The sequence below is a fragment of the Nocardia sp. NPDC057663 genome (assembly GCF_042799895.1).
Lineage (GTDB): Bacteria > Actinomycetota > Actinomycetes > Mycobacteriales > Mycobacteriaceae > Nocardia.
Genome location: NZ_JBHVHX010000010.1, coordinates 1 through 12,511, shown reverse-complemented (window position 1 = coordinate 12,511; position 12,511 = coordinate 1). Strand labels below are relative to the sequence as shown.

Annotated in this window: 9 protein-coding genes; 3 read left to right on the top strand and 6 right to left on the bottom strand. The window is 70.7% G+C overall.

Annotated elements, in window-relative coordinates; genetic code table 11:
* Nucleotide 1: 1 nt before the first annotated feature.
* Entirely contained in the window at nucleotides 2-808 is an 807-nt protein-coding gene (locus tag ACFVAV_RS21270; RefSeq protein WP_379036975.1) for an ABC transporter permease, read from the top strand.
* A gap of 361 nt (nucleotides 809-1,169) precedes the next feature.
* Nucleotides 1,170-1,820 (top strand): hypothetical protein, encoded by a 651-nt coding sequence (locus ACFVAV_RS21265; RefSeq protein WP_379036752.1) that lies wholly within the window; start codon nucleotides 1,170-1,172, stop codon nucleotides 1,818-1,820.
* Nucleotides 1,821-1,878: 58 nt separating this feature from the next.
* Here ACFVAV_RS21265 and ACFVAV_RS21260 read toward each other — a convergent pair whose 3' ends face one another.
* From ACFVAV_RS21260 to ACFVAV_RS21235, 6 genes are all read right to left on the bottom strand, one after another.
* A complete protein-coding gene (locus tag ACFVAV_RS21260) occupies nucleotides 1,879-2,724 on the bottom strand; it encodes an NRDE family protein (RefSeq protein ID WP_379036751.1) in 846 nt (281 codons plus the stop codon).
* Nucleotides 2,725-2,810: 86 nt separating this feature from the next.
* A complete protein-coding gene (locus ACFVAV_RS21255; RefSeq protein ID WP_379036750.1) occupies nucleotides 2,811-4,130 on the bottom strand; it encodes a S1 family peptidase in 1,320 nt (439 codons plus the stop codon).
* Nucleotides 4,131-4,222: 92 nt separating this feature from the next.
* The gene (locus ACFVAV_RS21250; protein WP_379036749.1) at nucleotides 4,223-5,584 is read right to left on the bottom strand and encodes a S1 family peptidase; all 1,362 of its coding nucleotides are present in this window, start codon (nucleotides 5,582-5,584) and stop codon (nucleotides 4,223-4,225) included.
* Between the two features lie 118 nt (nucleotides 5,585-5,702).
* Complete coding sequence (locus ACFVAV_RS21245; RefSeq protein WP_379036748.1) at nucleotides 5,703-6,824, bottom strand: hypothetical protein; 1,122 nt, start codon at nucleotides 6,822-6,824, stop codon at nucleotides 5,703-5,705.
* A 40-nt stretch (nucleotides 6,825-6,864) separates the two neighbouring features.
* The gene (locus ACFVAV_RS21240) at nucleotides 6,865-9,360 is read right to left on the bottom strand and encodes a LuxR C-terminal-related transcriptional regulator (protein ID WP_379036747.1); all 2,496 of its coding nucleotides are present in this window, start codon (nucleotides 9,358-9,360) and stop codon (nucleotides 6,865-6,867) included.
* Nucleotides 9,353-11,146 carry an Hsp70 family protein gene (locus ACFVAV_RS21235; protein WP_379036746.1) on the bottom strand — a complete coding sequence of 598 codons (1,794 nt, stop codon included), beginning with the start codon at nucleotides 11,144-11,146 and terminating at the stop codon, nucleotides 9,353-9,355. The genes ACFVAV_RS21240 and ACFVAV_RS21235 overlap by 8 nt, the downstream gene beginning before the upstream one ends.
* A 292-nt stretch (nucleotides 11,147-11,438) precedes the next feature.
* Between ACFVAV_RS21235 and ACFVAV_RS21230 the strand changes: the two genes are divergently transcribed.
* A partial coding sequence (locus tag ACFVAV_RS21230) for an IniB N-terminal domain-containing protein (RefSeq protein WP_379036745.1) occupies nucleotides 11,439-12,511 on the top strand: 1,073 nt, incomplete at its 3' end.

Here is a 12,511-nt window from a genome sequence, read left to right as displayed (position 1 = left end):
TATTTCTACCGCTGTTCGACCGAAATCCGGGATCCGCACCTCGTCCCGGTCTGCCGTTGCCAGGATTTGGCCTCCTGCCTTGGCCGTGATCCTCACGGTCGGCCTGTGGTGGACGGCGACGACGGTGCTGTCGCCGGAGCACTCGCTGCTGCGCCGGACCGCGCCCCAACATGTATTTCCCGCGATAGCCGATCTGTATCAGCGCGGTGTCCTCGTATCCGATGCGGGGATAAGCCTGTGGCGGTTGCTGATCGGCTTGGCCATCGCGACGGTGATCGGTGTACCGATGGGGCTGTTGATCGGCCTGAGTACGCGGATCGAACAGGCGGCATCGCCCGTGGTGCAGTTCCTGCGCATGATCTCTCCGCTGTCGTGGACGCCGATCGCCATCGCATTGTTCGGGATCGGCAATCAGCCGGTCTATTTCCTGGTCGCGGCGGCGGCGGTGTGGCCCATCATGTTGAACACGGTGTCCGGCGTCCATGCCATCGACCGTGGGTTTCTGGACGTAGCGCGGTCATTTCACGCGACGCGCGCGGAGCAATTGCGGGTCGTGATCATTCCGGCGGTGCGTGACCATATTCGGACCGGTCTGCGGCTGGGCCTCGGCACCGCCTGGATCGTGCTGGTCCCTGCCGAGATGCTCGGTGTGCGGTCAGGGCTCGGCTATCAAATTCTCAATGCTCGTGATCAGCTCGCCTACGACCAGGTGGTGGCCATCATCCTGGTGATCGGCGTGCTGGGCTCCGCGGTGGATTTCCTGGCAAGCCGCCTGCCCGGGCGCTCGCTCAACGGCCGCACGGCGTGAGACCGATGGGCGACTGTGATTTATATCACTTACAAGTTAGATGATCAGTCGCCTATGTCTGCTGGTGAGCACTATGAACCGCGTGCGGAATGGGTTGAAACTAAGGTCAGGCTTACCGGGATGACCGAGATTGCTTCTGGCTTCCCAGGTTTCGGTCTATTAAGCTCCAGCTGTTCTGCCTGCTGTGCCGGTCTTCACACTGCTCGGGGAGAAGTAAGGACACCTCGTGGTGTGTTCCTACTTGACGAGTCTCGCGTGTTGCGGATCGCACCGCACCACACCTGATGGATTGGAACCCTTAATGAACTTCCGTAGGACCACTGCGGCAGCCGCACTGGTTATCGGCGCTATGACTGTGGCGATGGGGACTGCGAATGCCGAGCCGGTCCCGGCCCCAGCCGAGGGCATCAAGTACTCGGTGAAGCTGGTCGACAAGACTGTCGTCGCCACCATCAAGAACGGCACCTTCTCGATCGTCGAGCAGGACGGGGAGACGCCCGAGGCGCCCAAGACCCGGATCGCCGAGATCAAGGACACCCGCGGCGACGTCGTCATCTCCCTGCCGGTGGCCTACGCCATCAACGGCACCGAGATCCCGACCAAGGCCGAGGTCGTCAACGACGCCACGGTGCTCCAGCTGACCCCGGAGCGCCCGGCCGGCGTGGACATCGCCGCCACCGTGGTTTCGCCCAAGCCGGTACTCAAGGGGCAGGAGATCGCTTCGGCTCAGGAGAACCAGAAGGCGATCAACGACTTCTCCAGCAAGTTCAGCATCGGCACCGCGATCGGCACGTTCGTCGGTACCGCCATCGGCGCGGTCATCGGCTGTGTCGTCACCATCCCGGTGGGATGCCTGCCGGGCCTGACTGTCGGCGCCGCTGCCGGCGGCATCATCGGCATGATCGCCATCGGTGGTCCGACGATGGCCGTCACCGGCTGGGAGCTCCTGCAGGTGCTGCAGGCGCCGGACGGCACCACGGTGTGGGCCGACAAGCCCAAGCCCGCCAGCTGATCCACAGCTTCACCGCGAAGGCCCCGCTCCGATCCGGAGCGGGGCCTTCGGCGTTCTCTCAGCCGAGATCGACGACTCCGGACAGTGATTCCGAGCCGCCGGCTTCGCCGTGACGGCCGAACGTGCGCTCGGCCATGGTGTAGTGACCGTCCTCGCGGACCAGCAGCACCGTGCTCGCGCGGGTGCCGTGCAGATCATGGGCGACGAAGCGGGCCGAGACGGCGCGCTCGAATTCCAGCGGGATGCCGGTGTGCGGCAGGAGGTCGTCGGGCGCTTCGGTGCGGTCGGCGAGCAGCGTGAAGTAGTCCGCGACGGAATCCGGCGCGGTGGCGACGATGTCGTGCAGACCGGCCAGGCCGGTGGCGACCTTCGGCCACAACGGCGGTGCGCCCACCCCGGTGACCATCGGAGCCTGGGGACGGGTGTGGATGAATCCGGGCTCCGACGCCACGTGGGCGGAATTGGACAGCGCGTGCAGACCGGGTGTCAGTTCGGTGGGGCCGGTGCCGCTGCGATTGGAATGCCACCACAGCGTGCGCAGGTCGCTGACGAGCAGGTTGTAGCCGATGTAGTCGTCCGTCGCGGTGGCGATCCCGGCCAGGTGGTCCGACGGCGACGCGGCACCGCGGAGATAGTCCATCAGCAGCGCGCCGCGGGAGCGCGGGTGCGGCGGGGTGTCGTGCGGATTGCGGACATTGGTGACCGTGGCGAACCGCGGGTCGTCGGTGCGCAGACCCAGCCAGGTACCCGGTGCGACGGCGCCGAGATCGCGACCGGCCAGCAGCATTTCCCCAGGCCAGCGGCGCAGCGACTCGGTGTCGCGGGTATAGAACTCGTCCCGGTTGGCGGCCACGATCAACCGGTACTCGGGGTGCGCCCGCCAGGCGAGCAGAACCAGACACATGCCCCAAGCATGCCCTGAACGCCGAAAAGGCCGGTAGCGCACTGCTACCGGCCTTTTCTGGGCTGCTCTGTGCCGTGGAACCGCGATCAGTTGGTGCGGACCGACAGACCCGGGTTGTCCGAGAGGACGACGCTCAGCGGCTGCGCGAACAGCTGCGGGACGTCACCGGTGATCGCGCCGATGATGTTCGGGATCTCGCAGATCGGGTAGTCGGCGACCGACGACGCGCTGGAGATGCCGAGCGCCAGGCGACCGGTCACGATCGCGCCGCCCGAATCGCCGGGCAGGGCGCAGATGTTGGCCGAGAAGCTCTGGGTCATCTGACGATCGCCGACCTGCACGGTCTGGTCGACGCCGTTGATGATGCCGCAACTGAAGCCGGTACGCGCACCCGACTTGCAGACCGGGGCGCCGACCACCGGGGTGGCCACGCCGTCGACCGCGATCGGGGCGTTGCCCGGCACGCGCACGAGGTTGTTCTCGAAGCGGGGGCGGGCGTTGTTGTTGATCCGGATGATCGAGTAGTCCTGCGCGCCGAGCACCGACTTCTGGAACGTGCCGACCTGGGCGCCCGCACGGTCGCCGTTCAGCTCGTAGACAGCGGCGGCGTCGGCGGTGCCTGCCGTGCCGAGATCGGGGTTGCAGTGACCCGCCGAGATGTTGACGACGTTGCCCGCGCGGTCGGTGCCGTTGAAGCCCAGCGAGCACCGCAGCGAGCTGCGGCCGACCACCGAGGCGTAGCCGTCGCCGCCGGCCAGGGCGCCGTTGCCGTCACCGGCCACGGGGGTGGCGGTCAGATCGACGCGCTCGCCTGCCACGGGCGGTGCGGTCACGACGACGCGGGACGGGTCGATGAAGCTCGGCAGCGGCAGACCGGCCTGCTCCACGCGCACCGCGATCGCGTTGTTCACGGGATCGACGACGACGCCACGCACGAGGGCGGCGACCTCCGGCGGCGCGGCGGCCAGCCAGTTCTCGAACGCGGTCTTCTCACCGCGCAGCGCGGACTCGCTCTTGGCGACGTTGCGGACCTCGAAACCGGCCGACTCGGCGGCCTCGCGGGCCTGGTCGAGGCCGGGGCCCTGCGCGAGCGCGACGACGGCGTTACCGGCGTCGTTCAGCCAGGCGCCTGCGAACGTCTGCGGGAACTGCCGCTGGGCGGTGGTGGAGAACGCGGCGACCTGCTGCGCGATATCGGCGCGACGCAGGTACTCCTCCGGCGAGATCTTCAGATCGCGGGTGACCGCCTCGACCAGCTGGGCGGGCAGGTCGGGCGCGGGCTGCGCATCGGCAACCGCCATCGTAGGGCCGAACAGCAGAATCGCCGCCGAGGCGGCGATCACGGATTTCCGAGCTCTTCTCGAGCTTCGCGCGGACGGGGTGCGACCCATACGTGGCAGGAGCATGATCGAACTATATGGGCTCGAGCGGGTTATGCCCACTCGGACCGGGCAAGAGATTTCGCTCACCCGGTCCGCGTGGTCGGATCGTTATCGGATCAGCCCGCGTTCGGCTTGGTAAGCACCGTGATTCCGCTGCCGAGACCCCCGCCGGAGGTGGCCTCGATATCGGCCAGAATGGGCCGGATCGGCACGCCGAGCGAGGCGGTGCCGCCGTAGGGGGCCAGCTGGGTGTTGGCCTCGGTGCAGTTGGGCGCCTCGGAGGCGTTGGAGCCGCTGGTGATGCCCAGCGCGAGGGTGCCGGAGACAATCGCGCCGCCGCTGTCGCCGCCCAGGGTGCAGGCGGTGCTGGCGAAGCCGCGGATGGTCTTGCTGACGCCCTCGGCGGTGAACAGCTGGGTCTCCACCCGATCCGCCGAGACGAAGCCGCAGGTGAAGGTGGAGGACTGTCCGGTCTTGCAGACCGGGGCGCCGGTGACCGGTTCGGCGGTGCCGGTGATCGCCAGCGTCGTGCCGTTCGCGCCGCGCACCCGGGGCTGATCCATGCCCGCGTTGACCGCGCGCTCGTTCAGCTTGATCACCGAGTAGTCCAGCGCGGCGGGCCCGCCGAGCACGGCCTTGGAGAACGAACCGACCTCGGGGCTGTTGGGGATGTCGCGCACGTTGGGCACGTAGACCGGCGCGCTGCCACCCTTGTCGATGTTCGGGTTGCAGTGGCCGGCGGAGATGTTGAGCGCGTTGCCCGCGGCGTCGGTGCTGTTGAAGCCGAACGAGCACACGTCGACGCCACGCAGGGTCGTGTCGTGCAGGTCCTTGGCCGCGGTGATGTAGGTGTCGCCGCCCATCGGCTTGTACTCGACCGGTCCGCCGCCGCCGGGGGAGAGCACCACCTTGATGGTGGCGATCAGGGTCGGCAGGTTCAGCAGGTGGCCGGGGCCGGTGTTGGCGATATTGAGCACCAGCTGGCTGTTGAGCGCGTCTATGGCGATCGAGCTGATCGGCGCGGAGAGCTCGCGCGGCAGGCTCGCGATCCACTGGCTCAGTTGCAGCAGCGCGCCTTCCAGGCCGGTGGCCGAGATCGGGGCGAGGTGGGTCTGGTACCCGTCGGCCGCGGCGAGCTTGCCCGCGTCGGCGTTGGTGACCGCGACGACGGCCTTGCCTTCCGGCGTCAGCCAGGCACCGGCGAAGGAGTCGGGGTTCTCGGCGCGGAAATCGGCCGCGTAGTCGCGCAGTTGCTGCGCGCGGGCGGCGCGGTCGAGGTATTCGGTCGGGGTCATCCCGAGGTCGCGCGAGAGGGCCGTCACCAGTTCGGCGGGCAGGGCGTCCGCGGAAAGCTGAACTGGCGCAGCGGGTTCAGCCGAAGCGAAACCTGAGCCGAGCAGAGGTGCCAGGAGAACAGTCGCGGCGACACCGGCGGAGGCTGCCTTGACTGCGGCGCGACGCGCCACCAACTTGCGCATGAAATCCCTTCGTCGGCACGAGTGATCGAGACCACCGCCGGCGGCTGTGATGTCGATCAGCGCATCACTCTAGGGCACAAGTGCGCAGCGGGCGCGGTTACGGTACCCCCGCACCGAATCAGTTGTAGCCGGGAATCCGCATGGGTGAGGGAAGGGAGCCCGGCGGGTAGTTCTGGAACGGCATCAGTGGGCGGGTCGTGCTGCGGCCGGGCGGGGTCGACGGCTCGGTGGTGGTCGGTTCCGGCGTGGTCGTCGGCGGTGCTTCCGTGCTGGTCGTCGGTTCGGGTTCGGGCTCGGTGGTCTGGGTGACGACCGGCGCCAGCGTGGCGGTCTCGGCGACCGGTGGCGGGGGCAGCGCGGGCGGCGGAGTCGGTGTCACGGTGAGCGAGTCCGGGCGGGCGTCGGAGATCGGCGGCGGGGTGGTCGGCTCGGCGCCGCGCAGCACCACCGAGACCGCGACGCCGCCGAGCAGCAGCCCGACGAGCGCGGCGGCGGCGATCAGCAACGGGGTCCGGCTGCGCGGCGCGGGGGCCGGTGGTTCGACCGGCACGACCGGCATGGCCGTGGTCGGGGTGGCCAGTGCCTTCGTCGGCCGCGCAGGCACCGGCTGCGCGGTCACCGGCATCGCCGCCGAATACGCCTGCGCGGTCGCCGCCGGACGCGGCACCGCGGGCATCACATCGGTGACGACGAGCGAGTTCTCGGTGACGATCGGATCGGGCGGTGTCGCACCCGCGGGCGTGGCCAGCACCGCGACCAGCGCGGCCTGGGCGGCGGCCGTCGCGAACGACCGGCCCGCGCCGGCGTCACCGGCGGGCGGCAACTCGTCCTCGCCGAGCAGCGCCACCGACTTCAGGCCCAGGTAGTCCAGCGCCTCGCGCACACCGCGCACGACCTCCGGCGACCAGTGCGCCGGATGCGTCGCATAGAACTCCGCGGGGCCGCTGAGGTGCTCGGTGGTGAGATCGATGAGGCAGAACATGGCCGTGGCCAGCAAATCCTCGGCGCGGTAGGCCTCGCCGCCATCGACATCGATGCCCGCCGGGTCACCGATCGCGCGGACGAAACCGGCGATCGAGTGCGCGTGCCCGGTGGGCGCGGGCCCGCCGAGTGCCGCGTCACCGTCGTCGGACATGTGCAGCACCGCATCCCGCGCGATGATCCGCACCGTGTCGTCCTCGGTGACCACCGCGGCGATGCACTCGTCATCGGCCATGCGCAGGCCGACCCCAGTGGCCATCCGATTTACCTCGCTTCGGCGTCGACGTCGTCCGCGTCGGTTACACCAGCAGTGAACCGTGTCCCATGGCGCGGAGCATTGACAATAATTCCGATCGTGAGCGCGCGCCTATCCGGCGTCGGATTCGCGCGACGTGATGCTCCACGGTTTTCGCCGAAATGTACAGCCGTGCGCCGATCTCCCGGTAGGTCAGACCGAGCAGCACCAGCTCGGCAACCTCGCGCTCGCGATCGCTGAGCGTGGCGGCCTCGCCGGTCAGCGGCGCCGGCCCGTCCGGTGTCTGCGGGAGCGGCTGCGCCGCAGGTCGCGACGGTTCGACGGGGTGGGCTTGGACACGCACCGACCGGGCGAGCTTGAGCAGGGTGGTCGCGGTCGCCGAATCGCCCGCCGCGAGCGCGGCCTCGCTGGCCAGGCGGGCGGCGTCCCAGGTGAGCCCGAGTTCGGCCAGCGCCGACACCGCGGCCTGCACCTCGGGCGCGGCCACGGTGCCGCGCAGCACGAGCACCCAGGTGCGCCCGGCGTCGGCCAGCACGACCGCCTGCCGGTCGCCCGCCTCCGCGGCCGTCTTCAGCGCGTGGGCATGGGGTAGCAGCTCGCGGGGCGACTCGTCGGCCAGCGCGGCCTGCACCCCGTACCAGTGGAAGGAGTTGGTCCAGGCGGGTGCGCGACCGAGTTTGCGCAGCAACGCCTTGGCCGCGTCGACGAGCGGCTCGATCCGGCGCACATCGCGCAGCCGGATGCCCGCCAGCCACAGTTCGCCGATCGGCAACAGGCTCAGCAGGTCGGCCTCGAGCTGGTCGAACAGCGGGCAGGCGGCTTGCCAGGCGCGTGCCAGGGCCGCGTGATCGCCGCCGCGGCGGGCCAGCCCCACCGCCAGCGCGTGCGCGAGGAGCTGATCGCGCGGCGCGAGCGTGGCGATGTCGATCTCGGCCAGTGTGCTCGCGGCGCGTCGTTCGTCCCCGCCGAGCAGGGCGGTCCAGGCCGTGAGCACCGGCAGCTGATCGCCCCTGCCGATATCGGCCGCCCGGGCCAGCGAGTCCCGGGCGCGGCTGGGCTCACCGGCGCCCAGGCAGAGCAGCGTGGCGATCGAGACCGCGGTGCCGGGCAGGTATCGATCGTCGCCGGTGTTGCCCGCTTGGATCAGGGCCGAAATCGCGGCGGTCGTGCCCGCGCCGTGCGGGTCGAGCGATTCGTGCAGCGCGGAGGCGATGAGCCGCGCGCCCGCGTCGGCCTCGGTCGGCGGCCAGTTCTGTGCGGCGCCGGACAGCCGTGCCGCGCCCGTGAGGTCGCCGGCCAGGGTCAGCACCATCGCCGCGGACGCCCAGTCCGCACCGACCCGGTCGGGGCCGAGCCAGTTGTACAGCCCGGCCGCACGGCTGACCAATCCGCGCCGGGTGAGCACGCTCGCGCAGATGCGCACCGCGGCAACGAGTTCGGTGTGGGGGACGTTATCGGCGGTCAGCAGTGGTTCGGCCAGCCGGAGCGCGGTGTCGGTGTCGCCCGCGTGCGCTGCGGCTTCGGCCCAGCGCACCGCGATCGACTCGACCGGAGCACCGGCCGCGGCCGCGGCCGCGTAGTAGCGGGCCGCATGGTCGGACTTGTCCGCTGTGCGGCAGAGGAATTCGGCGAGGCGGGCATCGACGACGCCGGACTCGGCCAGGATCAGCGCCGTCCGATCGCGCAGCAGGCCGGAGTCGATCCGCGCGGTGAGCAGCTTGCGCTGCACCTCGACGTAGCGGCGGTCGCCGAGCAGGGTGCGCAGCGGGGCCACCGCGGGCGCGAGGAGCAGGTCGGCATCGGTGACCAGCGCGCCCGCCCTGGCGCGGTCGATCAGGTCGTGCGCGGTATCGGTGCCGACGCCGAGTACTTCGGTGAGTTCGGTTGCGTCCAAACCGGTTCCGGTCGCGGCGATGACCAGTGTCTCGAGCAGGTCGGGTTCTATCGCGTCCAGGATGGCGCGCGTCCATGCGGTGACGGCGTCGTCGACGGCGCTCACGCACGCCTCGAGCGGCGCCGAGCGGGCTGCGGTCAGCGCCGCGACCACGCCGCCGGGAATGCCTGCGGTCAGCTGATGGATGTGCAGCGCGAGTGGCTGGGACACGGCCATGCCGAGTTCCCTGGCGAACGAGGCGATGTCGGCGCTGCCCAGCGCGCGTAGGTCCACCGTGCGGCCGTGGCGCGAGACGGCTTCGGCCAGGGTGCGTAATCGAGGGTCGTGTGGGCGCGGCTGGGTAGCCAGCACGATCGAACGCTGCCCGGATTCGATTGCCGCGCAGAGGGTGTGCAGCTCGGCATCGGTGTAGTGGTGGACATTGTCGGCGATGAGCACCGACCGGCCGTCGCCGTTGCCGCGAGCGGATTCGGCGACCGGGATATCGCGGCCACGCAGATGCGCGCGAACGGCTTTGAGCAGCACCGACTTTCCGGTTCCCGCCCGGCCGCGGATCAGCAGCAGTACGGGCTGCTGAGCTGCGGTGTCGAGTTCGCGGAAGATGGTTCGGGCGTTCGGGAAGGTGTCGAGGGCGATGTCAGCCACCGTTTCCTCCGAGGACCCGGCCCGGCAGCTGCGTTCCCGTTTCGATGGTCTCCTCGACCGCGCCGCCCACGCCGTCGAGTAGGTCACCGGGGTTCACCTTGATGGGGGGGACCTGCGGCCGTGGAGCCGGGGAGGGGGCAGGTGCGGGAGCAGGTGCCGGTGCGGGGGCTGGAGCAGGTGCGGGGGACTGCGTCTGTCCGGCGGGTGGGGCCTGCGCGGGTTGCCCGGTGGCGGGATCGGGTTGTCCGCCTGCCGGTGCGGGTGCCGTGGTGCCGTCGGCGGGCGCACCGGCCGGTGCCGGCGTTCCCGCGGCGGGCGTGCCGCCCGGTGCCCCGGCTTCGGTGGTGCCGACCGGGATCGCACCCGGCCGCACGGTGGCACTCGTCGCGCCCGGCCGGGTCGGGTCGGCGACGGCCGAGTCCGTGGTATTCGGCGCCGACCCGGGAGTTCCGCCGGTGCTGGTCGACGCGGCGACGCCGGGGGCGAGCGGCGCGCTCGTCGTCGCGTCGGGTCCGGTCGGCGTGGGCTGGGTGACGCCGCCGATCGCCAGGGTGCCGGTGGCCAGTGCGGCCATGGTCAACGCCGCCGCGGCGACGAGCGCCGCGCGTTTGGCGGACGACATCCGGGCGGGAGCGGGATCGGCAGGCGGTAGCGCGAGCTCCTCGACGACCGGCGCCACCGGTGACCGCGCCGCGGGCACGGCGGGGATGGCCTCGGTGGGCACGGAGATCGCGGCCACGTCCAGCGCGATCTCGGCTGCGCCGTGCGCCGCGCTGGTCGCCGGGTCGGCGCAGGCGGTGACGGGCAGCCCGAATTCGGAGGAGATCAGCTCGGCGACCAGCGGGATCGCGCCGCCGCCACCGGTGAGCAGCACCCGGCTGACATCCCCGGGGGTGAGTCCGGCGCGGCGCACCGCGTCACGGAGCAGGTTCATCGAGTCGAGCAGGATCGGCCGCAGCAGATCTTCGAGTTCGCCGCGCGTCAGCCGGACCTGTTCGATGCGGCGGGTGGGGTCGAGCAGGCCCACCGGAACCACCGTCGCGGTAATTCTGGAGAGCTCCTCTTTCGCATTTCTGCAGCGGGCTCGCAATGCCGAAAGTTCTTCTTCGACCACCGGGTCGAATGGATCGATGTCATTTCCGTCCAGAACATTTGCCAGGACGTAGCGCATCGTCAGCAAATCGAATTCCGAGCCGGCGATCGCGGTGCTGTGCACCGGCGCGCCCAGCAGCCCCGCCTGTTCGCCGGTGCGTAACACGGTCACCGTCAGCCCGCTCGCGCCCAGGTCGTACACGACCAGCGCGCCGTCGTCGAGCAGGCCGTTCTCCATTTCGTACCGGCGCACCGCGGCCAGTGGCTCGGGCACCAATGTCACCTCGGGCAGTCCCGCGCGCGCGAGTGCGGCGCGCGCGATCTCGATGGTCTGCTCCGGCCACCACGCCGGGCAGCACGCGACGATGGTCGCCACCTCGGCAGATTCGGCCCCCGCGACGGACAGTTCGGTGACCAGCGCGCGCGTCGCGGCGGCGACGAGGTCGGCCGCGTCGTGCGTGGAACCGTCCTCTGCCAGCATGTCTACCGGGTCGCCGACCCTGGACAGGTAGTCGTCGACGACCACGCCGCGAGCGTGGCGCGTAGCGTCGGCGAAACCGATCGAGCCGTCCGCGCCGAGTAGCAAGGTGCTGCGGTGTCTGCGAACAGTGGCACCAGCCCCGTCGGCGGTCGTGGCCGCGGCGACCGAATTCGCGGCTCCGACTGTGATGCCGAGCGCCAGACGCTCTGTCATTGGACAAACCCCGTTCGCAGGACTTCCGGTGGACCGGTAGACGGTGTGGACAGGGAGATCGCCAGGGTGGCCGACGTCCCACCCGATCTGTCGGTTGCCGGTAGGCCGCTGTTACCTGCGCCGGGGTGAATACGGGGAAATGCCCCTAATCGGCGGTGAGCCCCTAATGGATGTGCCCCGAGTGAACTAGGTATTCGCCCCATTACCTGTAACGAGTCGCCGACCTAGCGTGAAAGACATTCCGACGACAACGGATCGGGCACCACCGCCCACGATGGAGGAGCTGATCTCGATGACCCCCAACGCGATTCTGGAATTCATCCTGAACCTGCTGCGTGACCGGGAAGCGGCGGCGAGCTACTGCGCCAACCCGTGCGCCGCGCTGGCCCAGGCAGGCCTCGAGGTGACCCCGGAGGACATCTCCGCCGTCGCCCCGATGGTGGCGGAATCCGCGCTGGTCAGCGGCGGCTCCCAGCTGCAATCGATCGTGGCCGCCGGTGCCGCGGCAGGCACGAGCGCGGCCCTCGCCTCCACGGCCACCGCGGCCGCCGCCGTCACCGCCGCGGCCGCCGCCGACGCCGAGCTCGGCCTCGGCCTGGACGTGGGCCTCGGCGCGGCCGCCTCGGCGGTCGCCGGCGCCGCCGCCCAGGTGGGCGCCGGCCTCGATGCCGCCCTGTCCGCCGTCACCGGCGCGAACGTGAACATCGACGCCGGCGTGAACGCGGCCGCCGACCTCGCCGCAGGCCTGAACGGCGCCCTCGGCGCAGGCCTCGGCCTGAACGGCGCGATCGACACCGCGCTCGGCCTCGGCACCGGTCTCAACGGCGCCCTGAACGGTGCGGTAGGCGCAGGCGCCGACCTCGCCGCGGGCCTGAACGGTGCGCTGAACGGCGCGGCAGGCGTGGGCGCCGGTCTCGAAACGGGTCTCGGCGGTGCCTTGAACGGCGCTGTTGGCGCAGGTGCGGACCTCGCCGCCGGTCTCGGCGGTGCCTTGAACGGCACTGTTGGCGCAGGCGCGGACCTCGCCGCCGGTCTCGGCGGTGCCTTGAACGGCGCAGCTGGTGCGGGCGTCGACCTGGCCACCGGCCTGAATGGTGCCTTGAATGGTGCGGCGGGCGTGGGTGCCGGCCTCGAAACGGGCCTCGGGGGCGCCCTGAACGGCGCCGTTGGCGCAGGTACCGACCTCGGCGGCGCCTTGAATGGCGCGGTGGGCGCTGGTGCCGGTCTGGGCGGTGCGTTGTCGGGCGCTGTGGACGCCGGTGGCGATATCACCGCCGGACTGGGCGGCGCGCTGGGTGGTGGGGCCGACGTGGGTGCCGGTCTCGAAGCCGGCCTCGGGGGCGCGTTGAACGGCGCGGTGGGCGC

Excerpts from the sequence above, each read along its gene's own strand:
- ACFVAV_RS21265 (WP_379036752.1), top strand. The coding sequence starts at position 1,170 with ATGGGGACTGCGAATGCCGAGCCGGTCCCGGCCCCAGCCGAGGGCATC.
- ACFVAV_RS21250 (WP_379036749.1), bottom strand. The coding sequence starts at position 5,584 with ATGCGCAAGTTGGTGGCGCGTCGCGCCGCAGTCAAGGCAGCCTCCGCC.
- ACFVAV_RS21255 (WP_379036750.1), bottom strand. The coding sequence starts at position 4,130 with ATGCTCCTGCCACGTATGGGTCGCACCCCGTCCGCGCGAAGCTCGAGA.
- ACFVAV_RS21260 (WP_379036751.1), bottom strand. The coding sequence starts at position 2,724 with ATGTGTCTGGTTCTGCTCGCCTGGCGGGCGCACCCCGAGTACCGGTTG.
- ACFVAV_RS21245 (WP_379036748.1), bottom strand. The coding sequence starts at position 6,824 with ATGGCCACTGGGGTCGGCCTGCGCATGGCCGATGACGAGTGCATCGCC.
- ACFVAV_RS21235 (WP_379036746.1), bottom strand. The coding sequence starts at position 11,146 with ATGACAGAGCGTCTGGCGCTCGGCATCACAGTCGGAGCCGCGAATTCG.